The following is a 26,192-nucleotide window of genomic DNA, read 5'->3' on the forward strand; positions in this document are numbered from 1 at the left end:
TGGCGGCCATATTCGCCATGCCGCCACGGCCGCTCTGGCAGATGGACGAGCCGGAAGACAAAAACGATCCAGAATAGGTGGGTCTGTCGATCTAGTGCAGGACGTTATTGCCGGGCCGAATAGCACCGAACTGGGGTGAAGCGGCATAGAGTTGCTGCAATTCCGCTTCCAGTTGCTCGTTGACCATCAGCAAAGCCTTAAGCGCGCCGCGCAAGTCGCCATTGCAGGTAGAAATGATTTCGTCGATCACGGCATCGGTGGGGCGGGGCGTCATGGAACTATCTCCAGTTCAGATCATGGCGTCAGTCCGCCGCCTGATCATGGCGATAACCGGGCGGGAATGAATGCGTTCCTGTGGATAGTGTGGACAGTTCTTGCTGGCCATTCGTCGCGGCCGCCGTGGCAAAGCCGCCAAACGCCCCCATATCCACAATATTGTTTCCCGCCACAGGCCTTTCCTCAGTGAGAAAATTTGTGATTGTCCTGCTCGCGCTTCTCGTCGTTCCCATCGTTGTGTCGGCAGCCAGATACTGGATGGGTGATCGCTCGGTAGATTGGCAGAGCGCGGATCGTTCAAGCGCCGGCCTGTTGCCACCGCCGGCCGCGCATCCCGAGGCACTGGTGCGCGTCTTCGTGGCGCGGACCGTGCGTTGGCGCGGTATCTTTGCCGTCCATAGCTGGATCGTCTTCAAGGAGAAGGGCGCGTCGCGTTATACCCGCTACGATTATACGGCGTGGGGCGAGCCGATCCGCCTGAATGGTTTTGCCGCTGACGGCCGCTGGTTCGGTGACGTGCCGACCGCCATCGCAGCCGCCGATGGTGAAGCGGCCACGGCGATGATCCCGAAGATTCAGGCGGCGATCACGAGCTATTCTTGGCGCTCCTATGGCGACTATCGGGCGTGGCCGGGTCCGAACTCCAACACCTTTGTCGCAGCCGTTCTGGCCGCCGTGCCCGAGTTGCAGGTGGCATTGCCGCCCACCGCCATCGGCAAGGATTTTCCCTATGCCGGCAATGCCTTCGGCTGGACACCCTCCGGCACCGGCGTGCGCGCCACGCTGGGCGGCTATTTCGGTGTTACCGCAGGCTGGGTCGAAGGGATCGAGCTCAATCTGCTCGGTGCCGTATTCGGCCTCGACATCCGCCGGCCCGCGATCAAACTGCCGGGCATTGGTCGTCTTGGCGTCAGCGCATAAGTGGCGCGCGGCGCGAAACCCCCAGGGTACCGTCGCGTAGCTGGATCGTGCACAAAATTCCCCGGATATTGGCGATGATCTCAGTCACTGTGATGGTCGCGCTATGCGCGCTGGCCGTGGCCACGCAGGTTGGCGTATTCGTATTCGAGCGTAAATATCCGCTAACGGGTGAGCTTGTCGACGTCACGGGCGGCCGTCTGCATGTGGTGCAGATCGGACGACGCGATGCATCCGGCCCGCCGATTGTCCTCATCCACGGCGCCACGTCGAGTATGGAGACCATGCGGCTGCCGCTCGGCAATATGCTGGCAGAAAAACACCGCGTCATCCTGATCGACCGTCCCGGCTTTGGCTGGAGCTTGCGTGACGATTTGTCGAACTCTTCTCCGGCGATGCAGGCGAGGATGATCGACGAGGCGCTCGAAAAACTCGGTGTCGATCAGGCGATCGTCGTGGTGCATTCGCTTGCCGGCGCATTGGGCGCGCTGATGGCGCTGGACTATCCGCAGCGTGTCGCAGGACTGGTCATGCTGGCGGGTGTCACTCATCCCTGGCCCGGTGGCGTTGGCATCTATAACGAGGTTGTTACCACACCGGTGATCGGCAAGCTGCTGGCGTATACGATCACGCTGCCCCTCGGCTATTTCCTGACGGACATGGGCGGACGCGCAGTGTTTGCGCCGCAGCCGATGCCGGAAGGCTATATCGCGCAGACTGCGACGCAACTTGTGCTGCGGCCGCGCAACTTCCTCGCCAATGCCTGGGATCTGGTAACGTTGAAATCCGCCGTCGTGGCACAGGCATCCCGCTATGCCGATATCAAAGCTCCGACCGTCGTGATCGCAGGCTCCACCGACACCATCGTATCGCCGGAGATTCATTCGCGTCATTTCGCGAAAACCGTGCCGGGAGCCAAACTAATCGTGCTGCCGAACGTTGGTCACATGGTGCAAAATGCTGCACCTGATCTTATCATGAGGGAGATCGAGGGCATGATCTCGGCCGCTGACACAAAACCGAAGGCCGCCTTGCGCTAACCTCCCGCTCGATCGACTTCAACCCAAATTGAGGAGAATTGCATGACCACGACTTTCGGTTCGGCCAAATGGCAGGGTGGCATCAAGGACGGCAAGGGATCGATTTCCACCAAGAGCGGTGCGCTCAGCGACTATCCGTATGGTTTCGCCAGCCGCTTCGAAGGCAAGCCGGGCTCCAATCCTGAAGAGCTGATCGGCGCGGCCCATGCCGCCTGCTTCACCATGGCGCTGTCGCTGATCCTTGGCGAAGCAGGGCTCAAAGCCGACAATATGGAAACCAAGGCCGATGTGACGCTCGAGAAGCAGGGTGATGGCTTCGCCATTACCAAAGTGCACCTCACGCTCTCGGCCTCTATTCCCGGCGCCGACAAGGCGAAGTTCGATGAACTCACCGCGATGGCCAAGGCCGGCTGCCCGGTGTCGAAGGTGCTGAACGCCGAGATCACGCTCGACGCGACGCTGGTGGGTTAAGCCTCAGGCGGCGGACACAATCTCTCCCCGCCTTGCGGGGAGAGATTGTGTCAGTGAACTACATATCCGCGTCGTTTGGCCCGACATAAGCGATGCGGACCATGTTGGTCGCACCTGGTGTGCCGAGCGGCACGCCAGCGACAATGATGACCCGCTGGCCGGCTTTAGCGAAGCCGTCACGGAAGGCGATGCGTCCGGCGCGATCGACCATGTCGTCGAGGTCCTTCGCATCCTCCGCCACCACGCAGTGTACACCCCACACGACCGAGAGCTTGCGACCGGCGGCGAGGTTCGGCGTGATCGCTACCACCGGCGGCTTCGGCCGCTCACGGGCGACGCGCACGGCGGTGGATCCTGAGCTGGTCCAGCAAATGATCGCAGACAGGTCCAGCGTCTCGGCGATCTGTCGTGCGGCGTCCGCAATGGCGTCACCGACGGTCGGCTCGGGTTCGGGGCGCTGGGCCATCAGTACGGTGCGATAGGTCGGATCGCGCTCTACTTCCTCGCCGATGCGGTTCATCGTTGAGACGGCTTCGACCGGGAATTTGCCGGCGGCGGATTCGGCCGACAGCATGACGGCGTCCGCGCCTTCATAGATGGCCGTTGCCACGTCGGAGACTTCGGCGCGCGTCGGCACCGGACTCTGGATCATTGACTCCAGCATCTGCGTAGCGACGACGACCGGTTTGCCGGCGCGGCGCGCCATGCGCGTCATGCGCTTTTGTAGACTTGGTACCCGTTCCAGCGGCAGTTCGACGCCGAGATCGCCGCGCGCCACCATCAGCGCGTCGGACGCTTCCAGGATGGAATCGAGACGGTCGATCGCCTGCGGCTTCTCGATCTTCGACATGATGGATGCGCGGCCGCGCACCAGTCGCTTGGCTTCATGAACGTCTTCGGCGCGCTGCACGAAGGACAGGGCTATCCAGTCGATGCCGGTCTCGAGTGCGGCTTCCAGATCCAGGCGGTCCTTCGGCGTCATTGCCGACACCGGCAGGTCTGTATCGGGCAGGCTGACGCCCTTGCGGTCGGAGATGCGGCCGCCGACCACCACGCGCGTCACTGCGCGGTCGTTCGATGTCTCCTCGGCAATCAGCCGCAGTTTGCCGTCGTCGATCAGCAGCGCATGGCCCGGGCGAAGTGCAGCGAGAATTTCCGGATGTGGCAGGTGCACGCGGGTGGCGTCGCCGGGCGCAGGATCGGAATCCAGCACGAAGCTCTCGCCGTTCTTGAGCTGCACACCGCCTTCGGCAAAGGCGCCGACGCGCAGCTTCGGGCCCTGCAGATCGACCAGAATGCCGATCGGGCGGCCGTAGCTGCTCTCGACATTGCGGATGGTCTTCACCAGCTCGCGCATCTTGTCATGCGGCGTGTGGCTCATATTGATGCGGAACACGTCGGCACCAGCCTCGAACAGCTTGCGGATCATCGCGCTGTCGGAGGAGGCGGGGCCGAGCGTGGCCAGAATCTTGATGCGGCGTTGACGTCTCATTGTTTGCCTCCCGGCGGTACTGATGGCGGCAGGGTCGTTGACCCGCCCGGGGGCGCGCCACCTGGCGTGTTGGGCAGACCGGGGAAGCCCGCGCCGGGGGCGCCCGGAGGCGGTCCGGTCGGCCCCGGAATGCCCGGCAGCTTCGGCGGTTGTTCGTTGGTTTCGGTCAGTTGCACCGTCCAGGCACGCTGTTCGCCGGTGTCGACCTCAAAAAAACCGGTCCGGTCAAAGCCGCGTGCGAGGCAGTTTTCGGTGCCCTTGATAGTGAATTCCTTGTCGCGGGAGCACATGAAGGCCTGACCCGACCACTCACCACCCCGGTCGTAATCGAGTGCGTAGATATAATAATACCGCGCAACCAGGGTTCCGCGCAGCAAGGTCTCGCAGGCTCGCGATGAGACATTCCACCAGCCCTCGGTGGTCCAGCCTTCGGCATCCTTGTAGCCCAGCGCGATCCCGACCCGGCTCGAGGTGTTGTTGCACAGCCGGAAATCAGCCGCCGCGGGGCTCGTCCACAGGCACGACAGGGCCAGCGCCAGCACCGGCAACAGGCCGGCGAGGGGGACGGGTCGAAAGGGGCGGGAATGGGAATCTCTTGCGGTCATGCGGCGAAGCTATCTCAATTCGTTGACGATTTCGCTTGACCCGGCGGGCCTGTCAACGGTCGCGGAACCAATTCTGTCCCGCCAGGCGGTTTGCGTTGTGATATGGCAAAATCTGTGACAGCGCCCATGTTACACGAAGACGACAGGCCGGTATCGGGTGCAACAGCGAGACCATTCATGGCGATTGACGACAAGATCCAGACCGAACTCGAGGCCGCCGCCTTTCGCCGGCTGGTTGACCATTTGCGCGGTCGCACCGATGTGCAGAATATCGACCTGATGAATCTGGCCGGCTTCTGTCGGAACTGCCTGTCAAACTGGCTGAAGGACGCTGCCGACGCCAAGGGCGTGGCGATGACCAAGGATGAGAGCCGCGAAGCGATTTACGGCATGCCTTACGAGACCTGGAAATCGCTGCATCAGGCCGAGGCCAAACCCGAACAAATTGAGGCCATGAAGAAAGTGCACAGCGGGCACTGACGATTTCTGGTCTTTTTGAGGCATGAAATCAAAGCTGTGGGGGCGCTGTGGATGACCGCGAAGGCGCCTTGACGCAAGGCGCCGTGGTCTTGAGTGTCATTTCCTTAAGATTAATGCGCGCATAACGCTGCGCACTAAACCCACCCCATATCCGCTTAAAGCAACATCAGTTCACCAGGAGTTTTCGATGGCCACCTCTGCTGCGTCCGTGCTGGACGATCAGGCGACGCATTCTTTCGCCAAGGATCAGCTCAAGGCTATCGTCGAGCGTATCGAGCGCCTTGAAGAAGAAAAGAAGACGATCTCCGACGACATCAAGGACGTCTATGGCGAAGCCAAGGGCAACGGCTACGACGTGAAGGCGCTGCGCACCATCATCCGCATGCGCAAGCAGGACGCCAACGAGCGTGCCGAGCAGGAGACGATCCTCGAGACCTATCTGCAGGCCTTGGGAATGCTGTAAGGCGCTTAGCGCGCCAATACTCAGCCAAACACTCAGGTGTCATACGCGGGCAAAAGCGCGAAGCGCGTCTTCGCGCTAAACGACCCGCGTATCCATCTAGCCCAAAAATAGCGATGGATGGCCGGGTCAAGCCCGGCCATGACACCATTGTAGTCTGAGAAATTCGTGCGCTTAACGCAGCGACGCCGTGCGCATCACAAATGCTGTCGTCGCAAGCGAGGCTGTTGCCGAGCCGGTGAAGCGCTCACAGACCAGACCCTGCTGCGGATCATCCGAGAAAGTCATCGCCACCACCGCCTGCGGCTTGACGAAGTGTGCGCGCAGGATGGTCATGTCGCCGTCGCCCATTACTGAGGCCGACATCGACGTGGTGGCGCTCGGCGCGAGGATCATCGCGCGCATCCAGACATGGTTGTCGGGAATGGCTGCTGCGGTCAGGCGGGTCGCTACGGTGACGGTGCTGTTCTGGCCCTGAGCGCCCTTCGCGACGACGGTCGTGATGTTATTCACCGCCATCGGGTTCTTGGCCACGGAGGCCGGACGCATGCTGCGTGGGATTGGCGCGCTGGCGGCAACGACATTGGCGCGATCGACCGGGGAGTTAGCCGGCGGCGCATAGGCCATCGCCTTGGCGAAGCTGGACTCGGTGGCGGCCGGCTGCGGATCGACCACATTGGCCAAGGCCTGCCGTGCGGTGATCGCGGCGACCTGCTGCGGCGTGGCCTGTTTCGGCGCCGGCATATCATCCCAGAAGCCGCGGGCATTGATAATATCGGCCGGCGTCTGCGGCCGGTTGTCGGTCTTGGCTGCGGGCGCCGGAATCGGTGCCTTCGGGCGCGGTACCGGAACGGTCTCGGTGTCAGCCGATGCGAGCTGATAGGTTGCCGCTGCGGCCGGCTTGGAGCGCGGCATCGGAACGGGGTCCGAAGACTTCGCCTCAGCCAGCTTCGTTTCGGCCTGCTTCGTATCGACCGGTTTCGCAGGCATCGCGGCGGCCATCATGCCGACAGGCGACGGCTTGGCGGGTGCGATCGCGGCCGCTGCGCTCTCGTCTTCGTCGTCATTCGACTTGCCACCACGGAACAGCGAGGCGAACAGGCCCGGCTTGCTCTTGGCGAAAGCTGCACTATCGCCATCGCCGCGCTTCTCGATCTCAGCCATCGCCAGCTGATAGCCTGCCAATGGACGGCCGTCGGTGGGGAGATGCACGGTGCGACCATCGGGGAAGACGCGCGCCAGCTGGTCATGCGTCATGCGCGGCCAGTGACGGATGCTGCCGGTGTCGAGATGCACGAAAGGCGAGCCGGAGGTCGGATAGAAGCCGACGCCGCCGCGCTGCAGGCGCAAACCGGCAAAGCGGATCTTTTCCAGCGCCACGCCGGGAATGAAGAAGTCCATCGCGTGGCCGAGCATATGCTGGCTGGCGCGAGCGACGCCGGACGAGCGGCGGCGGAGCATGGCGTTGGTGGTGGGAGAGCGATAGGCGGAGATAATCTGGATCGGCGCCTTGCCGTCGACGTCGCGATAGACCTCCCAGAGGATGTCGAACAGGCGACGATCCATGTTGGTCTGGTCCTGGCTGCGCCAGTCGCGGAGGAAGTAGTTGATCTTCTTCATCGCGTCGTCGTCATAGCGGCCGTTGCGCTTGAACGTGACGGTGAGGTCTTCGCTTGAATGGGTGTGGTGGAACGAGAGGGTGCGGGTTTCGTCGAGAGCGGTGGCGTTATGGACAGAGCTGGCGCCTGCGATCAGCAGGACAGAAGCGAGGCCGGCATGAAAGCCAGCGCGCGATGTCCGCAATCTCGTTTTGCGTGCGAAACCGCTCAGCACGTATGAACCCACCCAAGTCGACAACTCTCTCGCTACCCCATGCGGCGACAGAGAGTGAACGTACTCTTAAAACGGGAGGGTTAACCGAGATTTACAACCCATCCCCCCAAGCGGGCTTTTCAGCCAGCCATTAAACTTAACCCATTGAGTATGGCGAAAAATAGTCCTCTGCCGGGTTCCAGATGGACGATGGTTAATCTGGATAAAGGGCGAAACGTAAAAAGGGCTCCACCGGAAGGTGAAGCCCTTGATAAGTCTTCAGAATATTAGCGCCGACGTCGCAGTTTAGCGGGTTACCGTGCGGCGCGGCTTCTGGCCGGGTGCCACCGGTTGAGGTGCCGGGGCACCGCCGCCGAACAGGCGCTCGAAGAAGGACAGGCCGCCATTGCTGGCCATGCGCGAGCCGTTGTCGTTGAAGGCCACGCCTTGCGGGATATCCGCGCGCGGGCGCGAATAGCTCGGCTGGGCCCGGGCGACGACCTGTTCCAGATCCTTGTTCTTGCCGCCGCGGAGCAACTGCATCATCTGCGCGTCGCGTCCGTAGATATCCTTGCGCAGCTGCAGCTTGCCACCGTCATCGACGAAGGCTGTCTGGTAAGTGATGTTCACCGGGATCGGCGTCGGGAATTTCAGATCGATCTCGCTGCGGCCATACATGCCGCGAACCTTCTCCGGCGTGTAGTGCTCGTTCGGCATCGTGATGTTCAGCAGCGTCGCGGCGTATTGATCCGGATTCTGCACGCGCATGCAGCCGTGGCTGAAGGCGCGCTCGTCGCGACCGAACAGGTTCTTGTCCGGTGTATCGTGCTGATAGACGAGGAACTTGTTCGGGAAGTTGAAGCGGATGCGGCCCAGCGCGTTGGCTTCACCAGGGGGCTGCGCAATGTGGATGCTGCCGTCGGAATTGCGCGTCAGCTTGAGGCCCATGCGGTCAAGCACCGTCGGGTCCTGCTGCAGAGCGGGCAGGTATTCGTTGTAGATGATCGACGGCGGCACGTTCCAGGTCGGGTTGACCGTGATGTACTTCATCGTCTCGGTCATCAGCGGCGTGGCGTGATTGCCCGGCTTGCCGACGACGACGCGTGTGGTCCAGACCTGCGCGCCGTTCTGCATCACTTTCAGCGTATAGTCCGGGATGTTCAGCATCACATAGGCATTGCCGACTGCGGACGCGCCGAGCTGGCGTGGCAGCCAGCGCCAACGCTCCATGTTGACCAGCACCGTATCGATGTGGCGGTCGCGCTTCGGCGAATTCATCGCGCGCACGGTGGCCTCGTCCAGCACGCCGGTGGCCTTCAGATCGTTGCTGGCCTGATACTTGCGAACGGCCTCGGCGACGGCAGCGTCGTATTTGGTCTCGGCCGGATTTTCGACGTTGAGGCGAGCGCGCAGCAACGGCACGCGCGGGTCGTCCGTCACGGTCGGGTTCGGATTTTTCTTCGTGGCCTTGGCGAAACGCAGCGCCGGGCCTTCGCCGATCGGCTGTACGGGCATTGCGGTTTCGCCGCGCAGTTCAGCGAGCTTCTTCTTCAGCTCCTGATAGCCCTTGTGCGGCGGGTTGTAGGCGTCGAGGGTTGCCGAAGCGTTCTTCGCCGTCGAGATATTGGCGAGCACTTCCGCCGGATCGGTCGGATGCTCCGGATACATGATGTCGCCAGTCACCTGCGACCAGTGCATGCGGCCGCTCTGTGCCTGGCGGGCGTAATCGAGCATGCTGGCGGTGAGCTTCAGCTCCGCCTCGGCGAGCGCATCGGGCGTATTCGCCGCGGTGAAATCCGGCACGGGATAATCGGCGGTGTCGAGGCCGTCAGAAGCGGCGTCCTTGAGGCGCGCAATGACGCCCTTGGCGGCAGGGGTCGTTGCGCCAGCCTGGGTCCAGAGCGGTGCGAAGTCACGTGCGGTGTAGAACTTCTCGACCGCGGCGCGCTCGCCCTTGCGGTCGAAATAGCGCGTGGACTTGGCGCCGAACATATCGCGCAGTTTCTCGGCGACGGGCTGATCGCTGGACGCAACGGTGGTCGCGGGCTTGGCGATGTCCTTGGCGACATCCTTCGGCGGCTCGGCTGCGGGCGCAGGAGGTGCCACAGCAGTCGCGGCCGGCGGTGTCGCAGCGGCGGGCGCGGTTACAGCCTCGCTCGGCTTCACATCCGCAGGCGCTTGCACGGCCTCGGTTGCCTTTGGCGTATCGGTCGAGACCGAACCAATGGTCTTCTCGGACGCCTTGGTTGCATCGGGCACGGACGCCGTGGTGTCGGCCTTCGGCGCCTCGGCCTTGAAGTCGGCAGCGGTCGGCGGGGCAACATTGGCGGGTTCGGGGCGCGGCACCGCCGCATCGATGGCGAGTTCGGAGACACTGTCGCGGGGCGCTGCGCTCTGGGCAGCAGCTGCGGCGCCAGCGGAAACCGTCAGGAATGTCGCGGCCACGGCCATCAGCACGCGGTCGAATCCCGAGCGGCCCTTGGAATAGTCTCGCATTCTCGCACCTCGTTAGGTGAGCTGTTCCGGCATGGAACAGTTCTAGTCTGACATCATCAGCTTCGGTTGAAGCAGTCGCGCTGTTTTGCCTGCTCGCTCCGATTCAGAGCGCTTCCTGTGCAGACGATACACGCGCCCGGCACAAGCGCTAGCGCTTGTCGGACAAGTCACAACAAACTGACCTCAACCTCCCCGGTTTGCAACGCATACCGAGGTTTCACCGATGCTTTTGACTTTGTGTGTCACCAGACCGCAACGGTTCAAGTTCCATAGCGATCGCAACAACATGTTCAATCGCGTGGGAGGCGAGAAGTTCAGTTCGACGGTGCGGAATCCGCAATCGATGAATCTTTCTCCGCTGCCTCATCGAGCTTGCGGTAGAGCGTCGACCGGCCGATTTTGAGGCGCCGTGCAACTTCCGACATCTGACCGCGATAGTGCGCAATGGCAAAGCGGATGATCTCGGATTCGAGCTCTTCCAGTGCCCTTACCTCGTTCTCCGCTGTCAGCATGGACAGGCTTCCGGCGGCGAGCGATATCGGGGCTGCGTCGATGCCCGGTACCATGGTCGGCGCCATCGTGTGGAAGACGGGGTCTACAATCAGCGGCGCGACCGCCGATGCCACGATCGATGGAGCGTACGCGGTCGTTTGCGGGAAGTCGGCCAGTCCGAGTTGATCGCCTTCGCTCATCACCACGGCGCGGTAGACGGCATTTTCCAGCTGCCGGATATTGCCCGGCCAGTCGAGCTGCGTGAGCATCGTCATGGCGTCGCCGGCGATGCTGGTAATCGGCCTGTTCTCCTCGGCGCAGAAACGCGCCAGGAAATGCCGCAGCAGATATGGAATGTCCTCGCGGCGCGCCCGGAGCGGCGGCACCGTCAGCGGCAGCACATGCAGGCGATAGAACAGATCTTCGCGGAATTGCCCGGCTTTGACGAGATCGAGCAGCTTGCGGTTGGTAGCCGAAATGATGCGGACATCGACCTTGACCGGCTTGCGCCCGCCCACGGCCTCGACCGAACCTTCCTGAAGCGCGCGCAGCAGCTTCACTTGTGCCGATAGCGGTAGCTCGCCGACTTCGTCGAGAAACAGCGTGCCGCCGTGCGCCTCGACAAACTTGCCGAGATGCCGGTCGGTAGCGCCCGTAAAGGCGCCCTTCTCGTGGCCGAACAGGATCGACTCCACGAGGTTGTCAGGAATGGCGCCACAATTCACAGCTACGAACGGCTTGCTGCTGCGTTCGCCCGAGCCGTGGATGGCGCGCGCGATCAATTCCTTGCCCACGCCGGACTCGCCTTCGATCAGCACGGGGATCGTGGAGGTCGCCGCCTTGCGTGCGGTGCGCAGCACGGCGTCCATGCCGGCATTGCGTGTGACGATGTCGGCAAAAGTGAGCTTGCCTTCGCGGCTGTGCCTGATGCGCTGCAATTCGCCTTTCAACGCACTGGTATTGAGCGCATTGCGCAGGCTCACCTGCAGACGTTCGACGCCGACAGGTTTGACGACGAAATCATGTGCGCCGGCACGCATGGCGGACACAACATTCTCGATACCGCCATGGGCGGTCTGGACGATGACGGGGATACTGAGGCCGCTATCGCGGATCTTGTCGAGCACGCCCATGCCGTCGAGGCCGGGCATCATCAGGTCGAGGACCAGAGCATCGATGGCGGCCGCTTCGGGATCAATCAGCCGGGCCATGGCAGCGTCGCCGCTATCGACCGTGATGGCCTCATAGCCGCAGCGCTGCACCATGTTTTCGAGGAGGCGGCGCTGGACGGCGTCGTCATCTGCGATGAGGATTCGTTCGGCCATGGCAACTCCAGAGCGGGTATGTCCCGATTTGAGCCACCATGGCGATCAAAGCCTTAATGCTTTCATAACACCGGGGCGAGGTAAGCCGTCGCATAGGGCCAGACTTCGCGGGCACCGCGATAGATCATGTCACCCGCCACATAGAGAATGATGGCGAGGCCGACATAGGCGATCCAGCGGTGCTTCTGCAGCAGCTTGGCGATGAAGGAGGCGGCGAGACCCATCAGCGCGATCGACAGCACGAGGCCGAAGATCAGGATGCTCGGGTGCTCACGCGCAGCACCCGCGACCGCGAGGACGTTGTCCAGCGACATCGACACATCGGCGACGGTGATCTGCCAGATCGCCTGGCCCAGCGTCTTGCGCGGGCCGTTGGCCGTGCCATCGGCATTGAGCTGGTTCTCGAGCGCGTCGAGATCGTGCTCATGGCCGGCGCGCAATTCGCGCCACATCTTCCAGCACACCCACAGCAAGAGGATGCCGCCGGCCAGAAGCAGGCCGATGATCTGCAGCAGTTGGACGGTGATGCTGGCGAAGCCGATGCGCAGGATGGTGGCGGCGATGATGCCGATCAGGATGGCTTTGCCGCGCTGTTCCTTGGGAAGGCCGGCGGCCGCAAGGCCGATCACGATGGCGTTGTCGCCGGCGAGGACCAGGTCGATCATCACGACCTGGAAAAGTGCAGTCATAGCTTCAGCGGTGAAGAAGTCTGTCATGTGGGCCACTCCGTATGAACGTCCAGTCCGACATCACAGTTCGGGTGAACTGCCAGAGGGGCCCGGGCCAGGACGTGCTTGTTAAAAGTCGTACTTTGCAAAACATGCGGGTTTGATCCCGCGCTTGATCCGATCCGTTACTCGGGTTGATCGGAGAGGGTGACGAGCCGAACCATCTGGTCGGGCTCAATGAAGATGCTGATTCCGACCCCGATGAAGGTCAGGACGCCGGCGACATCGAACCAGGTCGCGCGCCGCGCGAAGTTCCGCGGAATCAGCGCGCCACCGGCCATCAATGCTGCAAGTGCGAATAGCAGGGTGGCGACCATCGGCGCCAGCGCATCGAGCGAGACAAATGCGCGCAAGGCCAGTGCCGCGGTCAGCGCCAGCAAAAGGGTTGCGGCAAACAGCTCCTTGACCCGGTGAGGGGCAGGAGGCGCATAATTGCGGCCAATGCTGTTGCGATCCGTAAAGGCCATCGTTGTCCTGTCGGGTATCGTTTCATCCCGTCCGCAACGTTCTTGCAGCTCGATAGTCGTGCTACAGGAAGTCGTCAGATCTTTAATTCACACTGGATAGTTTCGTAATCATGAAACGTGGCGAAAATCAAGAGGATTTCGCTGGAGTGCAGCGCGGCAAAGCCTTGCCGGAAGCGCGGCAGTTGCGAAAACAGGCTGGGGATTGGCTGAAGGCGCGGCGAGCGGAAGCCGGGTTGTCGCAGGTCGATCTCGCCGCAAAACTTGGTCTCAAATATTACACGTTCATCTCGCAGGTTGAGAACGGCTTCAGTCGGGTGCCCACCGAAACGATGGAAGCATGGGCCATTCAGCTCGGTCTGGAGCCGGCCGCCTTCGCAAAACATTTGCTGGTCTATTACGAGCCGGAATTGCACCGGCTGCTGTTTGGAGCACCCAAATGAACGTCATCGCATTTCAGCGCAAACCGCTGCAGGGCGCGTGGAGCGAGACCGAGCTCGCAACGCTTGCCGACACGATCAATCTCGGGCATCGCGGCCGCGAATGGGAGACTGGCATCACTGAGAACGGCGATGCGCAGCTCTATCTGCTGGGACCGCAGCCGGAGCAGGCCTGCGAATTGTGCGTATCGCGCGTGGATGGCCAGTACATTCTCGAAGACGGCACCGGGCGCCTGTTGTTCGAGCATCGCAGCCTGCCGCTGGTGGCGGCGCATGCCCGCACTGCGCTGCGCGGGACGCGATGGTGGCTTGTCGCACGGATTGTCATGGTGTGGTGTACGATTCGCCATATGCTTCATGACGAGATCGAACCCTTGATGACCGAGGGCGAAGAACTGCTTGTCCATTTCGCTCCGCAGCTCGCTGCTTTCGTGTGACGGCTGCATCCAACCGAAAGTATTCATGACGAAATCTGCGACTGCTCGGACTGCCAAGCCTGCTCGAAAGACCGCTTCTCGCAAAACTGTTTCGCGCAAATCCGCTCCGGCCAAAAAAGCGGTGAGCAAGCTGGCGTCGAAATCATCGGCCAAATCGCCGGGGGGCAAGCTGCCGGAATGGAATCTTGCGGATCTCTACACGGCGATCGACGCGCCGGAGATTGCCGGGGATCTCGACAAGATTGACGCCGAATGCGCGGCATTCGAAGCCGATTACAAGGGCAAGCTCGCGGAAGAGACGGCTAAGCCCGGCGGCGGTGTGTGGCTCGCGGGCGCTGTTCGCCGTTATGAGGCGATCGACGATCTGGCCGGCCGGCTCGGCTCCTATGCCGGTCTCGTCCATGCCGGCGACAGCGTCGATCCTGCGATTTCGAAATTCTACGGCGACGTCTCCGAGCGCATCACCGCGGCGTCGGTGCATCTCCTCTTCTTCGGCCTCGAACTCAATCGTGTCGACGATGCCGTGATCGAGCAGGCGATGCAGACGCCCGAGCTTGGCCACTACCGGCCGTGGATCGAAGACAGCCGCAAGGACAAGCCCTATCAGCTCGAAGACCGCGTCGAGCAGCTGTTTCACGAAAAGTCCCAGACCGGTTATGGCGCCTTCAACCGCCTGTTTGATCAGACAATCGCGGGGCTTCGCTTCAAGCTCGGCGGCAAGGAGTTGGCGATCGAGCCAACGTTGACCATGCTGCAGGACCGCGCTCCGGCCAAGCGCAAGGCGGCCGGGCAAGCGCTGGCGAAAACCTTCAAGGCCAATGAGCGCACCTTCGCGCTGATCACCAATACGCTGGCCAAGGACAAGGAAATCTCCGACCGCTGGCGCGGTTTCCAGGACATTGCGGATTCCCGCCATCTCAACAATCGCGTCGAGCGCGAAGTGGTGGACGCACTAGTATCATCGGTGCGCGCGGCCTATCCGCGGCTGTCGCATCGCTACTATCAGTTGAAGGCGCGCTGGTTCGGCAAGAAGAAGCTCGCCCATTGGGACCGCAACGCGCCGCTGCCATTCGCACCGACCGGCACGATTCCATGGTCGGACGCGCAGGACATGGTGCTGACCGCCTATGGCGCGTTTTCACCCGACATGGCCAATATCGCCAAGCGCTTCTTCACCGATCGCTGGATCGATGCGCCGGTGCGCCCGGGCAAGGCGCCCGGAGCGTTCTCGCATCCGACCACGCCGTCGGCGCATCCCTATGTGTTGATGAACTATCAGGGTAAGCCGCGCGATGTCATGACGCTCGCCCACGAACTCGGCCACGGCGTGCATCAGGTGCTCGCCGCCCGCAACGGCGCGCTGATGGCGCCGACGCCGCTGACGCTGGCCGAAACCGCCAGCGTGTTCGGCGAGATGCTGACCTTCAAGCGACTGCTGTCGCAGACCAGGAGCGCCAAGCAGCGTCAGGCGCTGCTGGCGGGGAAGGTCGAGGACATGATCAACACGGTGGTGCGGCAGATCGCGTTCTATTCATTCGAGCGCGCTGTTCACACCGAGCGTCGCCACGGCGAACTCACGGCGCAGCGGCTCGGCGAACTCTGGCTCAGCGTGCAAACCGAAAGCCTCGGGCCCGCGATCGAGATCAAGCCGGGTTACGAGAACTTCTGGATGTACATCCCGCACTTCATCCATTCGCCGTTCTACGTCTATGCCTATGCCTTCGGCGATTGCTTGGTGAACTCGCTCTATGCGGTCTACGAGAACGCCCAGGAAGGGTTTGCGGATCGCTACCTCGCGATGCTCGCCGCTGGAGGCACCAAGCACTATTCCGAATTGCTCAAGCCCTTCGGCCTCGACGCCAAGGACCCGACCTTCTGGGACGGCGGCCTGTCAGTCATCGCCGGGATGATCGATGAGCTTGAAGCGATGGGGTAGGCGTACGTAAAACATTTGTTGTACGTACGCGAGCTTTCTGTTATACATTCCGTACAACAGGGAGCTGGACCTATGAATGGAGCTGCCCGGAATCCCGAATTCGAGGCAACGGCGCTTCAAATTCGTAAAATTGGTAATTCGGTGGGAGTGATTTTGCCGAAGGAATTGCTCGCGCGCCTCAATTTGAAGGAGGGCGACAAATTCTATCCGGTTGAACAGCCAGACGGAAGCTTGCGGCTGTCTCCCTTCAATCCGAAGCATGCGCGGACGATGGAAATCGCCCGCAAGGTGATGCACGAATACAGGGATACATTCGCCGCGCTGGCCAAATGAACGCGACATTCGAGCCATTGTGGCTTGATGTCGATGAAGTAATCGACATGCACGCGGAACAGCTTGCTATGTTTGGTGGTCCCGAAGGTGTTCGGGACCACGGCCTCCTTGAGTCGGCAGTGCTACGGCCGATCAATCAATGGCATTACGGCGAGACTGATATGGCGGCGCTTGCTGCAGCTTATGGATACGGTCTCGCCAAAAATCATGCGTTCGTTGATGGCAACAAACGCATCGCCTTTCATGCGATGATGGTGTTCTTGCGCATGAATGATATCTCGTTCGCCCCAGATCCCGGCGAAGCTACAGAGATCATCCTTGCCCTTGCTGCCGGCGAAGTCAGCGAGCAATCGCTCACGCGCTGGATTCGGGACAACTGGCCCGCCTAATGCACTGCGGTATGTAAAGATTGCCGTGGTATGCCACGAACCGTTGCTCTCCATATCCAATTGCGCTAATTCCGTGGCAACATACGAAATACGAGGCGGGAGACCCTGATGTCCGATCACAGCGAAGTCGCTTACACCACGGCCGATGGCAACGACTATCCGGCGCATGAGCAGACCTATGAGGGCTTTCTCATGCTGGTGAAGTGGGGCACCATCGGCGTCATCGCCATCGTGGCCCTGATGGGCATCTTCCTCACCTGATCTATCGCCGATTGCGCCGCCCGACTCGGGTGGCGTCCTGTCCTGTTTGCTCACGCGCGTGCCTTGCGCCGCCGGAGGCCCCATGAAGATTGCCGTTGCCAAGGAAATCGATCCGTCCGAACCGCGCGTGGCGATCTCGCCCGACACGGTGAAGAAGTTCAAGGCGCTCGGCGTCGATGTGGCGATTGAGCCTGGCGCCGGCATCAAGTCCGGCCTGCCGGATTCGGAATACACGGCCGTCGGCGCCACCATCAGCGCCGATGCGGTGAAGGATGCCGACATCGTCATCAAGGTGAAGCGTCCTGAGGTGTCCGAACTAGCCGGTTACAAGCGCGGTGCGCTGGTGATCGCGATCATGGACCCCTATGGCAACGACGCGGCGCTGAAGGCGATGGCGGATGCCGGCGTGTCGGCCTTCGCGATGGAGCTGATGCCGCGCATCACCCGTGCGCAGGTGATGGACGTGCTGTCCAGCCAGGCCAATCTCGCCGGCTACCGCGCCGTCATCGAGGCCGCCGAGAGCTTCGGCCGCGCCTTCCCGATGATGATGACCGCGGCCGGCACCATTCCGGCCGCCAAGGTATTCGTGATGGGCGTCGGCGTCGCCGGCCTGCAGGCGATCGCGACCGCGCGCCGCTTGGGCGCGGTGGTCACCGCGACGGATGTGCGTCCGGCCACCAAAGAGCAGGTCGAGAGCCTCGGCGCGAAATTCCTGGCCGTGGAAGACGACGAGTTCAAGAACGCGCAGACTGCCGGCGGTTACGCCAAGGAAATGTCCAAGGAATATCAGGCCAAGCAGGCCGCGCTCACCGCCGAGCACATCAAGAAGCAGGACATCATTATCACCACCGCGCTGATCCCGGGCCGTCCGGCGCCGCGTCTGGTCACCGCCGAGATGGTGGCGTCCATGAAGCCCGGTTCGGTGCTGGTCGATCTTGCGGTCGAACGCGGCGGCAATGTCGAAGGCGCCAAGCCCGGCGAAGTCGCTGACGTCAACGGCATCAAGATCGTTGGTTATACCAATGTCGCCGGCCGCGTCGCCGCCTCGGCGTCGAGCCTCTATGCGCGCAATCTGTTCTCGTTCATCGAAACGTTGGTCAACAAAGAGACCAAGGCGCTCGCGGTGAACTGGGACGACGAACTGGTCAAGGCAACGGCTTTGACCAAGGACGGCGCCGTCATTCATCCGAACTTTCAGCCGAAGACCGCTTAAGGAGCGCTGCCATGGATCATGCCTCGCTGGTCAGCCCGTTCGTCTTTCAGCTCTCGATCTTCGTGCTCGCCGTGTTCGTCGGGTATTTCGTGGTGTGGTCGGTGACGCCCGCGCTGCATACGCCGCTGATGTCGGTGACCAACGCGATCTCCTCGGTGATCGTGGTCGGCGCACTGCTCGCGGTCGGCGTCAATATGGTCGGCAGTGGCGGCGCCTTGGCGCGCGGCTTCGGCTTCGTCGCGCTGATCTTTGCATGCGTCAATATTTTCGGCGGCTTCCTGGTCACGCAGCGCATGCTTGCGATGTACCAGAAGAAAAAGAAGTAAGGGCAGCCCGATGAACGCCAATCTCGCCGCACTGCTCTATCTCGTCGCGGGCATCCTCTTCATCCTGTCGCTGCGCGGGCTGTCCAGCCCGGCGTCCAGCCGCCAGGGCAATTTCCTCGGTATGGCCGGCATGGTCATCGCCGTGGGCACCACGCTGGCCGCGCATCCGCCGGCCGATGGGCTCGGCTGGGTCCTGGTGATCCTCGGTATCGCCATCGGTGGCGGCATCGGCGCGGTCATCGCCAAGCGCGTGCCGATGACCTCGATGCCCGAACTGGTCGCGGCCTTCCACTCGCTGGTCGGCATGGCCGCTGTGCTGGTTGCCGCGGGCGCGTTCTATGCGCCGGAAGCCTTCGGCATTCTCGATCCGGTAACCAAGAAGATCGTCGGCGCCAGCCTCGTCGAAATGTCGCTCGGCGTCGCCATCGGCGCGCTGACCTTCACCGGCTCGGTGATCGCGTTCGCCAAGCTCTCCGGCCGCATGAGCGGCTCGCCGATCATCCTGCCGGCGCGTCACATCATCAATATCGCGCTTGCCCTGGCGCTAGTGTTCTTCATCTTCGGTCTGGTCCGTTCGGGCAGTGCCGTCGACTTCTGGCTCATCACCGTCATCGCGCTGGTGCTCGGCGCGCTGCTGATCATCCCGATCGGCGGCGCCGACATGCCGGTCGTGATCTCGATGCTGAACTCCTATTCCGGCTGGGCAGCCGCGGGCATTGGCTTCACGCTGGGCAATTCCGCGCTGATCATCACCGGTGCGCTGGTCGGCTCGTCCGGCGCGATCCTGTCCTACATCATGTGCCACGCGATGAACCGTTCCTTCATCTCGGTCATCCTCGGCGGCTTCGGCGGCGAGACCGCGGCGGCCGGTGGTGGCTCGGGCGAACAGAAGCCGGCCAAGCTCGGCTCGGCGGACGACGCGGCCTTCATCATGAAGAATGCGCAGAAGGTCATCATCGTGCCCGGCTACGGCATGGCGGTGGCGCAGGCGCAGCATGCTTTGAGAGAGATGGCCGACACGCTGAAGAAGGAAGGCGTCGAGGTGAAATACGCCATTCATCCGGTGGCAGGCCGTATGCCCGGCCACATGAACGTGCTGCTGGCGGAAGCCAACGTGCCTTATGATGAGGTGTTCGAACTCGAGGACATCAATTCGGAATTCGCGCAGGCTGACATCGCCTTCGTGATCGGCGCCAACGACGTCACCAATCCGGCGGCGGAAGACGACAAGACTTCGCCGATCTACGGCATGCCGGTGCTGCAGGTGTGGAAGGCCGGCACCGTGATGTTCATCAAGCGCTCGCTGGCGTCCGGCTATGCCGGCATCGATAACCCGCTGTTCTATCGCGACAACACCATGATGCTGCTCGGCGACGCGAAGAAGGTGACGGAGAACATCGTGAAGGCGATGTAAGTCCCACCCTGATGACCTTCATCAAAACGCCCGGCTACAAGCCGGGCGTTTTTTGTTTGAAAGGTCAGCTCGCAGCGTCTTCCTTTGGCAAGCGATACAGCGCGCACAGCTTGTTGCCGTCGGGGTCGCGCAGATAGGCCAGATAAAGCTTCACGCCGCCTTCGCGGATGCCCGGCGGTTCTTCGCAGGTGGTGGCGCCATTGGCGATGCCGGCGGCGTGCCAGGCATCGGCTTCTTCCTGCGATTTGGCGAGAAAGCCGATGGTGCCGCCATTGGCAGCGCAAGCAGGCTCGCCATTGATCGGCTTCGACACCGAGAAAGTACCGGTCTTGGTCCGCCAGAAAACCCGGTGGCGATCGACGGCGCCGGGCGGGACGCCCAGCGTGCCGAGCAGCTTGTCATAAAACGACTTCGCGGCTTCGAGGTCGTTGGTGCCGATCATGACATGTGAAAACATCTCGCTTCCTCTCCCACTTTCTTGCAAACTCACCTTCAGGTGATACGCAACTATACGCATCATATGCAGTTTGGCGAGACGGCATGATCCCGCCGCGCAATCGGTTTTATGGGTCTGCAATAGCGGCGTGTCGCTTGCTGCCGAACCCGTTTTCAATCAGGACACTTGCTTGATGTCAGCACATCCCATGCCCAGATCGTCCTGGATTTTCCCCACGTTGGCCGTTCTGCTTTTTGTCGCGACGTCGATTCCTTCGCTCGGGATCGGATTCACGGAGACGACTGCTGGCATTGTGTTCGCGGTCGTTCTGCTGGTCATCCTGTTCGGCACGGTGTTCGCCGCCGTGCATCATGCCGAAGTCATCGCACACAAGATCGGCGAACCGTTCGGCACGCTGTTGCTGACACTGGCCGTGACTATCATCGAGGTGGCGCTGATCGCCTCCATCATGCTGGGTGACAAGGCCGTCCCGACGCTGGCGCGCGATACTGTCTTCGCGGTGGTGATGATCGTTTGCAACGGGTTGGTTGGCATCTGCATCCTCGTCGGAGGGTTGCGTTACCGAGAGCAGGATTTTCAGGTCACGGGGTCGAATATTTATCTCAGCGTACTGATTGTGATGGCGACGATCACACTGATCCTGCCGAACTACACCCTGACCACTCCGGGACCTTTCTATTCGAACGCACAGCTCGCCTTCGTCAGCGTTGCCACCATCATGCTCTATGCGGTGTTTCTCTACACACAGACCATCCGACATCAGGATTACTTCGTTGCAGACGGAAGTAGCGAAGGTGCCGCAGGCGGGCATGTTTCCAACCGTCTTCTGGCCGTCAGCGCCGTTTTGCTGCTGGTCTCGTTGCTGGCGGTGGTGCTGCTGGCGAAGAAATTCTCGCTGGTGGTGGATGCCGGCATTGAACGGATCGGCGCGCCGGAAGCCTTTGCCGGTATTCTCGTGGCGCTGCTGATCCTGCTGCCGGAAAGCGTCGCCGCCATTTCTGCCGCGCGTGGCAACGATCTGCAGAAGAGCATCAACCTCGCACTCGGTTCATCGCTCGCCACCATCGGACTGACGATACCTGCGGTTGCGGTGGCAGCCTATGCGTTAAACAAGGAACTGGTGCTCGGTCTCAGTGCGCAGAAGATGGTGCTGCTGGTGATGACCTTCGTGCTGAGCATGCTGACCTTTGGCACCGGACGCACAAACATCCTGTTCGGGCTGGTTCACTTGGTAGTGTTTGCGGTATTCATCTTCATGGTGTTTGTGCCGTGACCACTTTGGAGAATGAGACGATGCTCGCTGCCCAGTCCGACGTTCAGCAGGACACGCCCGAAGTTCGCGTCACCGAATGGCGACTCGCGCCTGGCGCGGCGACTGGTCACCACACCCATGGGATGGACTATGTGATCGTTCCGATCACCACGAGCGTGATGACCATCGTTGCGCCGGACGGCACCCGTTCGCAGGCGCCGATCACGACCGGCAAATCCTATTTCCGCAAGGCAGGCGTCGAGCATGACGTTCTGAATGAAACCGACAAGGAAATCGTGTTTCTCGAGGTCGAGGTTAAGAAAGCTTAACCTTGTCTGCCTCCAGCGGCTGCCGGTTCATCGTGCTTAGCCTGCTGAGGACGACCTGAAACAATTCAATGCGACGGATTGGAACTTTGCCTTCGATCCGTCGCGATTGATCCCTGAATCAGCCTCAAATTCCTAGCATGAAGCAGCTTGGGGAAGAGGCCGGTTCATGCTGCACAAGTATCTCTCGAAGTTCACCATCGATATCTTGCCGTCGATTCTGGCGACGATCGTGGGTGCCTATATCGTCAATCACTACATCATCCCGAAGGCGAGCCCGGATCGCCCCGCTGCGGCTGTCGCATCGACGTCTGCGGAGCCGAAGCCTGACACCAAGGCAGCGACAGCCAAGCCCGCCGAGAATTCTGCCGACCTCGCCAATCTGCCCGAATCGGCCCCGGCCAAGGCCGGCGATAAGCCAGTGGTCGAGAAGGCCAGCATCGAAAAGCCCGAGGCGGCCACGACACCCGAGCCGCGTCGCCATCAGCCGGCATTGCGCGAGAAGGCAGCGGCCAAACCCGCGCCGGCTCCGGCCGCGCCTGCGCCGGTCCTTGCCACCGTGGGCACTGCGCCAGCGGCGAATGCCAGCGCGGATGAACGCCGCGACGCCAACGATCTCGCCCGTGCTGCCATCGAGCGCCTGAACCGCAGCGAGCCGCGACCCCAGGAAGCTGCCCGTGCGCCTGAGACTCCGCGTGCACCGGAGGCGCCTCGGGTGCAGGAAGCCGCACGGACTGTTTCCCCTCCGTCGATGCAGCAGCTGCCACCGCCGATCGTGGTGGCGACGCCAAGCGTCGAGAAGCTCGATCCCATGCCCTCGCAGGCCGAACGCCCCGAAGTACGTCGCATTCGTCCGCCCGGTGACATCCCGACGCCGCAGCCGATGGATCTGCAGGCGGATGCTGCTGGCACACCGCGATCTGAGCGCACCAACGTGGCCGAAGATGTGCTGTCTGCGGCAAAGTCGGTGTTCAATTCGGTGATCCCGCGCCCGTTCGAGCGGTAAGGGAAACGGTGGATTTTCCGCGCGCCGCTCTCACGCATGCAGGGCGACGTCGTATTGGTATCAGCCTGACTCCTGCCAGCTTTAGCTAGCCCGCGCGTCCACCCGTGCGGGCGAGGCCGTTCCGCGCGGCATCGTCCTTCGGGCGCAGCGCGACCGCGCGGCTGTAGGAGTCTGCGGCCTTGGCCCTGTCGCCAAGCTTCTCATAGGTCGCGCCGCGGGTCAGCCAGACCTGCGCATTGCCCGGTGCCACCTGCGAAGCCTCGTCGAGATCCGCTGCGGCTTCCTGGTTTTTGCCGAGGGCGAGATAGCATTGCGCGCGGCCGAGCAGGGGATCGGCCTGCTGCGGCGTCAGGCCGTTGGCCGACGTAAAATCCGCGATGGCAAATTCATATTTCTTCTCGGACTGATAGAGCAGCCCGCGTTGGTAGAAGGTCTGCGCACTGTGCGGATCGAGGTCGAGTGCCTGATTGAAGGCCAGCAGCGCGTCATCGGGTTTGCCGGATTGTGCGAGCGCCTGCGCGCGTGCAGCGTGGATCTGTGCATCCTGCGGATTGGTCTTGCCGGCATTCGCGGGCGGCGGAGGCGCCAGAGCCGTCGTCTTCGGTTCGTCCTTGTCAGACCCTGGTGTTAGTGACGACAGGTTGAACGAGCATCCGGTGCCGCACAGACCCGTAACGATAAGGGCAATCGCGGTAAGACCGCGGGCGCCGAAGCGGGACGGGGACTTGCGGACGGGACATTCCATGCAGGGCCAATCTCACGCAGCGACCAATGACCTATTGGTAGCGCGACATCGGGCAAAATGCACCCGATCAAGACCAGCGCGCCAAAGAAGTAGTTCGCGCAAAAAGCAACTGCGCAAAAAAATAACGCGGGCTTTGGCCCGCGTTATCAAACTCGGTGGATGAAGTGCGCTTAGCGCGCCGGACGCGGAGCGCCCGCGCCGCCAGCGCCGGGACGGCCGCCACGATCGGCGCCAGGACCCGCGCCGAACACCGGCTTCGGCTTCATCGGCAGCAGGCCTTCGCGCTGCAGCTTCTTGCGAGCCAGCTTGCGTGCGCGACGCACAGCCTCAGCCTTCTCGCGAGCCTTCTTCTCAGAGGGCTTCTCGTAGTGACCGCGGAGCTTCATCTCGCGGAAAATACCCTCGCGCTGCATCTTCTTCTTCAGCGCCTTGAGAGCCTGATCGACGTTATTATCGCGAACGAGAACCTGCACGCGGCATCCTCTTTTCAATTGATCGGATTTGAATTTCGGTAAAGTGAAGGGCCGACAAAGGCCATGCCCTTAACCTCAAGGGCGCCGATGTACCAGATGAAATGGCGAATGTCCACCTTGCGGCGCCGTCATTTTAACCTTCTGGGCCGGGAAAATAACCTATTTTTTCCGAATTTTCCCGGGTGGGGATAGGGCAGGTTCCCTGTCTCGACAGGTATTGGAGCACGGACGCATAATTCCCGTGGCGACTCAGCCGGGACGCCGATTACGACCGGAGAGCATCATGAATGGGAAAAAATACGCGGCCGAGCTGATCGGCGCCTTTTGGCTCACATTTGCAGGCTGCGGCAGTGCCGTAATCGCGGCAGCATTTCCGCAGGTCGGTATCGGTCTCGTCGGCGTCTCGCTGGCCTTCGGCCTCAGCGTCGTGACCATGGCCTATGCCATCGGCCACGTTTCGGGCTGCCATCTCAATCCTGCGGTCACCGTGGGCCTTGCGGCAGGTGGACGTTTTCCCGCCGGCCAGATTCTCCCTTATGTGATTGCGCAGGTCGTCGGTGCGGTTGCAGGTGCGGCCGTGTTGTATGTCATCGCCAGCGGCGCTGCCGGTTTCGACCTTGCCAAGGGCTTTGCGTCGAACGGCTACGGCGATCATTCGCCCGGCAAATACAGCATGGTCGCGGGCTTCATCATGGAAGTGGTGATGACCATGATGTTCCTGTTCATCATTATGGGGTCCACGCACGGCAAGGCCCCTGCGGGCTTCGCGCCGCTGGCAATCGGGCTTGCGCTGGTGATGATCCACCTCGTCAGCATTCCAGTCACCAACACGTCGGTGAATCCGGCGCGCAGCACGGGGCCGGCATTGTTTGTCGGCGGCTGGGCACTGCAGCAGTTGTGGCTGTTCTGGGTGGCGCCGTTGGTTGGCGGTGTTCTCGGCGGCGCGATCTATCGCTGGCTGAGTGACGAGCCCGCTGGCGTAGTGGAAGGCAAGGCGGCCACCTGACGAATGAGGCGGTGAAGCCGGCGTCGTTACGTCGCCGGCTTCACCTCAACCACGTGGCCCATCTTGCGGCCGGGCTTCGGCGCGCCCTTGCCATAGAGATGCACGGTGGCGCCGGGGACGGTGAGCCACTTGCCGTAGTCGAGAATATCGTCGCCGATCAGGTTGATCATGGTGACCTGGCCGTGGCGGACGGGTTTGGCGAGCGGCCAGCCGGCGATGGCGCGGATGTGCTGTTCGAATTGCGACACTGAGGCGCCATCGAGCGTCCAGTGGCCGGAATTATGCACGCGCGGCGCAATTTCGTTCACGACAAGCGTCGCGCTGTCCTTACCGGGCACGACAAACAGTTCGACGGCAAAGACGCCGACATAGCCCAGCGCAGTGCCGATCTTCTCGGCGATCTCGCGTGCCTTCGCGGCAAGCGCGTCAGAGATGTGCGCGGGCGCATAGGAGAATTTCAGGATGTGATCGCGGTGCTCGTTTTCGGTGACGTCGAAACATTCGACGTGACCGTCGGCGCCGCGTGCAGCGATGACCGAAACCTCGCGTTCGAACGGCACGAAGGCTTCAAGGATCGCGGAATTGGTGCCGAGATCCTTCCAGACCTGATCGAGATCGTCACCCTCGCGGATGATTGCCTGGCCCTTGCCGTCATAACCGAAGCGACGCGTCTTGATGACAGCTGGCAGACCGATCTTCTTGACCGCTGCATGAAGCTCGCCAGCGTTCGCAACGCCTGCGTAACCGGCCGTGCCGATACCCAGTGACGTTACAAAATCCTTCTCGGCCAGACGATCCTGCGTGGTCTGCAGGATTGTCTGTGCGGGCAGAACCGGGCGCCGCGCGTCGAGGATCATCGCGGTGGCGGCCGGCACGTTCTCGAATTCGTAGGTGATGACGTCGCAATCACTGGCGAACAGTTCGAGCGCCTCGACATCCGCATATTCAGCGCATGTCGCGTTCTGCACGACATCGAAAGCCGGCGAATCCGGATCCGGTGAAAAAACCTGACAGCGGAGGCCGAGGCGCGCTGCGGACATCGCCAACATGCGACCGAGCTGGCCGCCACCGAGAATGCCGATCGTATCGCCCGGCTTGAGAACCTTCGTCACCACAGCG

Annotated in this window: 30 protein-coding genes; 18 read left to right on the plus strand and 12 right to left on the minus strand. The window is 61.9% G+C overall.

Annotated elements, in window-relative coordinates; translation table 11 throughout:
• Positions 1–91: 91 nt before the first annotated feature.
• Positions 92–274 (minus strand): hypothetical protein, encoded by a 183-nt coding sequence (locus LPB73_RS00730; RefSeq protein ID WP_231079223.1) that lies wholly within the window; start codon positions 272–274, stop codon positions 92–94.
• Between the two features lie 200 nt (positions 275–474).
• Between LPB73_RS00730 and LPB73_RS00735 the strand changes: the two genes are divergently transcribed.
• The 3 genes from LPB73_RS00735 to LPB73_RS00745 all read left to right on the plus strand — a co-directional run bounded on the left by LPB73_RS00735 (position 475) and on the right by LPB73_RS00745 (position 2,705).
• Positions 475–1,197 carry a DUF3750 domain-containing protein gene (locus tag LPB73_RS00735; RefSeq protein ID WP_349768798.1) on the plus strand — a complete coding sequence of 241 codons (723 nt, stop codon included), beginning with the start codon at positions 475–477 and terminating at the stop codon, positions 1,195–1,197.
• A gap of 74 nt (positions 1,198–1,271) precedes the next feature.
• Complete coding sequence (locus LPB73_RS00740; protein ID WP_231079224.1) at positions 1,272–2,234, plus strand: alpha/beta fold hydrolase; 963 nt, start codon at positions 1,272–1,274, stop codon at positions 2,232–2,234.
• 42 nt (positions 2,235–2,276) lie between these two features.
• Positions 2,277–2,705, plus strand: a complete 429-nt coding sequence (locus tag LPB73_RS00745) for an OsmC family protein (protein WP_231079227.1) — start codon at positions 2,277–2,279, stop codon at positions 2,703–2,705.
• Between the two features lie 58 nt (positions 2,706–2,763).
• Here LPB73_RS00745 and pyk read toward each other — a convergent pair whose 3' ends face one another.
• Positions 2,764–4,197: a pyruvate kinase gene (gene pyk, locus LPB73_RS00750; protein ID WP_089265874.1), complete on the minus strand. Its 1,434-nt coding sequence runs from the start codon at positions 4,195–4,197 to the stop codon at positions 2,764–2,766.
• Positions 4,194–4,802 (minus strand): DUF1036 domain-containing protein, encoded by a 609-nt coding sequence (locus LPB73_RS00755; RefSeq protein WP_231079229.1) that lies wholly within the window; start codon positions 4,800–4,802, stop codon positions 4,194–4,196. The genes pyk and LPB73_RS00755 overlap by 4 nt, the downstream gene beginning before the upstream one ends.
• Positions 4,803–4,979: 177 nt before the next feature.
• On the opposite strand from LPB73_RS00755, the gene LPB73_RS00760 reads away from it, so the two are divergent.
• On the plus strand, positions 4,980–5,282 hold the full coding sequence (locus LPB73_RS00760) for a DUF1244 domain-containing protein (RefSeq protein WP_089265876.1): 303 nt from the start codon (positions 4,980–4,982) through the stop codon (positions 5,280–5,282).
• A gap of 187 nt (positions 5,283–5,469) precedes the next feature.
• Positions 5,470–5,745: a DUF2312 domain-containing protein gene (locus tag LPB73_RS00765; RefSeq protein WP_068728829.1), complete on the plus strand. Its 276-nt coding sequence runs from the start codon at positions 5,470–5,472 to the stop codon at positions 5,743–5,745.
• A 171-nt stretch (positions 5,746–5,916) separates the two neighbouring features.
• On the opposite strand, the gene LPB73_RS00770 is transcribed toward LPB73_RS00765, so the two are convergent.
• The 5 genes from LPB73_RS00770 to LPB73_RS00790 all read right to left on the minus strand — a co-directional run bounded on the left by LPB73_RS00770 (position 5,917) and on the right by LPB73_RS00790 (position 13,062).
• Positions 5,917–7,575 carry a DUF882 domain-containing protein gene (locus tag LPB73_RS00770; protein WP_414716839.1) on the minus strand — a complete coding sequence of 553 codons (1,659 nt, stop codon included), beginning with the start codon at positions 7,573–7,575 and terminating at the stop codon, positions 5,917–5,919.
• Between the two features lie 285 nt (positions 7,576–7,860).
• On the minus strand, positions 7,861–10,050 hold the full coding sequence (locus tag LPB73_RS00775) for a L,D-transpeptidase family protein (RefSeq protein WP_231079232.1): 2,190 nt from the start codon (positions 10,048–10,050) through the stop codon (positions 7,861–7,863).
• 314 nt (positions 10,051–10,364) lie between these two features.
• Positions 10,365–11,867 carry a sigma-54-dependent transcriptional regulator gene (locus LPB73_RS00780; protein ID WP_184512015.1) on the minus strand — a complete coding sequence of 501 codons (1,503 nt, stop codon included), beginning with the start codon at positions 11,865–11,867 and terminating at the stop codon, positions 10,365–10,367.
• Positions 11,868–11,929: 62 nt separating this feature from the next.
• Positions 11,930–12,583: a TerC family protein gene (locus tag LPB73_RS00785; protein ID WP_231079233.1), complete on the minus strand. Its 654-nt coding sequence runs from the start codon at positions 12,581–12,583 to the stop codon at positions 11,930–11,932.
• A 137-nt stretch (positions 12,584–12,720) separates the two neighbouring features.
• On the minus strand, positions 12,721–13,062 hold the full coding sequence (locus LPB73_RS00790; protein WP_231079234.1) for a hypothetical protein: 342 nt from the start codon (positions 13,060–13,062) through the stop codon (positions 12,721–12,723).
• 146 nt (positions 13,063–13,208) lie between these two features.
• On the opposite strand from LPB73_RS00790, the gene LPB73_RS00795 reads away from it, so the two are divergent.
• The 9 genes from LPB73_RS00795 to LPB73_RS00835 all read left to right on the plus strand — a co-directional run bounded on the left by LPB73_RS00795 (position 13,209) and on the right by LPB73_RS00835 (position 19,808).
• Positions 13,209–13,502, plus strand: coding sequence for a helix-turn-helix domain-containing protein (locus LPB73_RS00795; protein WP_210210671.1), 294 nt, complete (start codon positions 13,209–13,211; stop codon positions 13,500–13,502).
• Entirely contained in the window at positions 13,499–13,936 is a 438-nt protein-coding gene (locus LPB73_RS00800; RefSeq protein WP_089265883.1) for a hypothetical protein, read from the plus strand. Before LPB73_RS00795 ends, LPB73_RS00800 begins: the two co-directional genes overlap by 4 nt.
• A gap of 25 nt (positions 13,937–13,961) precedes the next feature.
• Complete coding sequence (locus LPB73_RS00805; RefSeq protein ID WP_231079235.1) at positions 13,962–15,872, plus strand: M3 family oligoendopeptidase; 1,911 nt, start codon at positions 13,962–13,964, stop codon at positions 15,870–15,872.
• A gap of 72 nt (positions 15,873–15,944) precedes the next feature.
• Positions 15,945–16,205: an AbrB/MazE/SpoVT family DNA-binding domain-containing protein gene (locus tag LPB73_RS00810; RefSeq protein ID WP_120287136.1), complete on the plus strand. Its 261-nt coding sequence runs from the start codon at positions 15,945–15,947 to the stop codon at positions 16,203–16,205.
• A complete protein-coding gene (locus LPB73_RS00815; protein ID WP_120287135.1) occupies positions 16,202–16,594 on the plus strand; it encodes a type II toxin-antitoxin system death-on-curing family toxin in 393 nt (130 codons plus the stop codon). Before LPB73_RS00810 ends, LPB73_RS00815 begins: the two co-directional genes overlap by 4 nt.
• Before the next feature lie 108 nt (positions 16,595–16,702).
• Positions 16,703–16,855, plus strand: coding sequence for an aa3-type cytochrome c oxidase subunit IV (locus LPB73_RS00820; RefSeq protein WP_089265886.1), 153 nt, complete (start codon positions 16,703–16,705; stop codon positions 16,853–16,855).
• An 82-nt stretch (positions 16,856–16,937) separates the two neighbouring features.
• Positions 16,938–18,068, plus strand: a complete 1,131-nt coding sequence (locus LPB73_RS00825) for a Re/Si-specific NAD(P)(+) transhydrogenase subunit alpha (protein WP_120287134.1) — start codon at positions 16,938–16,940, stop codon at positions 18,066–18,068.
• A gap of 11 nt (positions 18,069–18,079) precedes the next feature.
• Entirely contained in the window at positions 18,080–18,394 is a 315-nt protein-coding gene (locus LPB73_RS00830; RefSeq protein WP_089265888.1) for a proton-translocating transhydrogenase family protein, read from the plus strand.
• Between the two features lie 10 nt (positions 18,395–18,404).
• Complete coding sequence (locus LPB73_RS00835; protein WP_089265889.1) at positions 18,405–19,808, plus strand: NAD(P)(+) transhydrogenase (Re/Si-specific) subunit beta; 1,404 nt, start codon at positions 18,405–18,407, stop codon at positions 19,806–19,808.
• A 64-nt stretch (positions 19,809–19,872) separates the two neighbouring features.
• On the opposite strand, the gene LPB73_RS00840 is transcribed toward LPB73_RS00835, so the two are convergent.
• On the minus strand, positions 19,873–20,265 hold the full coding sequence (locus tag LPB73_RS00840) for a VOC family protein (RefSeq protein ID WP_089265890.1): 393 nt from the start codon (positions 20,263–20,265) through the stop codon (positions 19,873–19,875).
• A gap of 172 nt (positions 20,266–20,437) precedes the next feature.
• On the opposite strand from LPB73_RS00840, the gene LPB73_RS00845 reads away from it, so the two are divergent.
• From LPB73_RS00845 to LPB73_RS00855, 3 genes are all read left to right on the plus strand, one after another.
• Complete coding sequence (locus tag LPB73_RS00845; RefSeq protein WP_231079237.1) at positions 20,438–21,538, plus strand: calcium:proton antiporter; 1,101 nt, start codon at positions 20,438–20,440, stop codon at positions 21,536–21,538.
• A 20-nt stretch (positions 21,539–21,558) separates the two neighbouring features.
• Positions 21,559–21,846 (plus strand): cupin domain-containing protein, encoded by a 288-nt coding sequence (locus tag LPB73_RS00850; RefSeq protein WP_068730343.1) that lies wholly within the window; start codon positions 21,559–21,561, stop codon positions 21,844–21,846.
• A 166-nt stretch (positions 21,847–22,012) separates the two neighbouring features.
• Entirely contained in the window at positions 22,013–22,849 is an 837-nt protein-coding gene (locus tag LPB73_RS00855) for a hypothetical protein (RefSeq protein ID WP_231079238.1), read from the plus strand.
• Between the two features lie 85 nt (positions 22,850–22,934).
• Here the strand turns inward: LPB73_RS00855 and LPB73_RS00860 are convergent, their stop codons facing one another.
• A complete protein-coding gene (locus tag LPB73_RS00860; RefSeq protein WP_175367821.1) occupies positions 22,935–23,594 on the minus strand; it encodes a tetratricopeptide repeat protein in 660 nt (219 codons plus the stop codon).
• Positions 23,595–23,764: 170 nt separating this feature from the next.
• Positions 23,765–24,067, minus strand: coding sequence for a 30S ribosomal protein S21 (gene rpsU, locus LPB73_RS00865; RefSeq protein WP_089265892.1), 303 nt, complete (start codon positions 24,065–24,067; stop codon positions 23,765–23,767).
• A 283-nt stretch (positions 24,068–24,350) separates the two neighbouring features.
• Here rpsU and aqpZ point away from each other — a divergent pair, with 283 nt between their 5' ends.
• A complete protein-coding gene (gene aqpZ / locus LPB73_RS00870) occupies positions 24,351–25,073 on the plus strand; it encodes an aquaporin Z (RefSeq protein WP_231079239.1) in 723 nt (240 codons plus the stop codon).
• Positions 25,074–25,099: 26 nt separating this feature from the next.
• Here the strand turns inward: aqpZ and LPB73_RS00875 are convergent, their stop codons facing one another.
• Entirely contained in the window at positions 25,100–26,185 is a 1,086-nt protein-coding gene (locus LPB73_RS00875) for a 5-(carboxyamino)imidazole ribonucleotide synthase (protein ID WP_256461239.1), read from the minus strand.
• Positions 26,186–26,192: the final 7 nt, after the last annotated feature.

This window comes from Tardiphaga sp. 37S4 (genome assembly GCF_021044645.1).
Taxonomy (GTDB): Bacteria; Pseudomonadota; Alphaproteobacteria; order Rhizobiales; family Xanthobacteraceae; genus Tardiphaga; species Tardiphaga robiniae.

What these genes read in the sequence shown, in the direction of transcription:
- LPB73_RS00730 (WP_231079223.1), bottom strand. Translation starts at nt 274, where the DNA reads ATGACGCCCCGCCCCACCGATGCCGTGATCGACGAAATCATTTCTACC.
- LPB73_RS00740 (WP_231079224.1), top strand. Translation starts at nt 1,272, where the DNA reads ATGATCTCAGTCACTGTGATGGTCGCGCTATGCGCGCTGGCCGTGGCC.
- LPB73_RS00745 (WP_231079227.1), top strand. Translation starts at nt 2,277, where the DNA reads ATGACCACGACTTTCGGTTCGGCCAAATGGCAGGGTGGCATCAAGGAC.
- pyk (WP_089265874.1), bottom strand. Translation starts at nt 4,197, where the DNA reads ATGAGACGTCAACGCCGCATCAAGATTCTGGCCACGCTCGGCCCCGCC.
- LPB73_RS00755 (WP_231079229.1), bottom strand. Translation starts at nt 4,802, where the DNA reads ATGACCGCAAGAGATTCCCATTCCCGCCCCTTTCGACCCGTCCCCCTC.
- LPB73_RS00760 (WP_089265876.1), top strand. Translation starts at nt 4,980, where the DNA reads ATGGCGATTGACGACAAGATCCAGACCGAACTCGAGGCCGCCGCCTTT.
- LPB73_RS00765 (WP_068728829.1), top strand. Translation starts at nt 5,470, where the DNA reads ATGGCCACCTCTGCTGCGTCCGTGCTGGACGATCAGGCGACGCATTCT.
- LPB73_RS00775 (WP_231079232.1), bottom strand. Translation starts at nt 10,050, where the DNA reads ATGCGAGACTATTCCAAGGGCCGCTCGGGATTCGACCGCGTGCTGATG.
- LPB73_RS00780 (WP_184512015.1), bottom strand. Translation starts at nt 11,867, where the DNA reads ATGGCCGAACGAATCCTCATCGCAGATGACGACGCCGTCCAGCGCCGC.
- LPB73_RS00785 (WP_231079233.1), bottom strand. Translation starts at nt 12,583, where the DNA reads ATGACAGACTTCTTCACCGCTGAAGCTATGACTGCACTTTTCCAGGTC.
- LPB73_RS00790 (WP_231079234.1), bottom strand. Translation starts at nt 13,062, where the DNA reads ATGGCCTTTACGGATCGCAACAGCATTGGCCGCAATTATGCGCCTCCT.
- LPB73_RS00800 (WP_089265883.1), top strand. Translation starts at nt 13,499, where the DNA reads ATGAACGTCATCGCATTTCAGCGCAAACCGCTGCAGGGCGCGTGGAGC.
- LPB73_RS00805 (WP_231079235.1), top strand. Translation starts at nt 13,962, where the DNA reads ATGACGAAATCTGCGACTGCTCGGACTGCCAAGCCTGCTCGAAAGACC.
- LPB73_RS00810 (WP_120287136.1), top strand. Translation starts at nt 15,945, where the DNA reads ATGAATGGAGCTGCCCGGAATCCCGAATTCGAGGCAACGGCGCTTCAA.
- LPB73_RS00815 (WP_120287135.1), top strand. Translation starts at nt 16,202, where the DNA reads ATGAACGCGACATTCGAGCCATTGTGGCTTGATGTCGATGAAGTAATC.
- LPB73_RS00820 (WP_089265886.1), top strand. Translation starts at nt 16,703, where the DNA reads ATGTCCGATCACAGCGAAGTCGCTTACACCACGGCCGATGGCAACGAC.
- LPB73_RS00825 (WP_120287134.1), top strand. Translation starts at nt 16,938, where the DNA reads ATGAAGATTGCCGTTGCCAAGGAAATCGATCCGTCCGAACCGCGCGTG.
- LPB73_RS00830 (WP_089265888.1), top strand. Translation starts at nt 18,080, where the DNA reads ATGGATCATGCCTCGCTGGTCAGCCCGTTCGTCTTTCAGCTCTCGATC.
- LPB73_RS00835 (WP_089265889.1), top strand. Translation starts at nt 18,405, where the DNA reads ATGAACGCCAATCTCGCCGCACTGCTCTATCTCGTCGCGGGCATCCTC.
- LPB73_RS00840 (WP_089265890.1), bottom strand. Translation starts at nt 20,265, where the DNA reads ATGTTTTCACATGTCATGATCGGCACCAACGACCTCGAAGCCGCGAAG.
- LPB73_RS00845 (WP_231079237.1), top strand. Translation starts at nt 20,438, where the DNA reads ATGTCAGCACATCCCATGCCCAGATCGTCCTGGATTTTCCCCACGTTG.
- LPB73_RS00850 (WP_068730343.1), top strand. Translation starts at nt 21,559, where the DNA reads ATGCTCGCTGCCCAGTCCGACGTTCAGCAGGACACGCCCGAAGTTCGC.
- LPB73_RS00855 (WP_231079238.1), top strand. Translation starts at nt 22,013, where the DNA reads ATGCTGCACAAGTATCTCTCGAAGTTCACCATCGATATCTTGCCGTCG.
- LPB73_RS00860 (WP_175367821.1), bottom strand. Translation starts at nt 23,594, where the DNA reads ATGGAATGTCCCGTCCGCAAGTCCCCGTCCCGCTTCGGCGCCCGCGGT.
- aqpZ (WP_231079239.1), top strand. Translation starts at nt 24,351, where the DNA reads ATGAATGGGAAAAAATACGCGGCCGAGCTGATCGGCGCCTTTTGGCTC.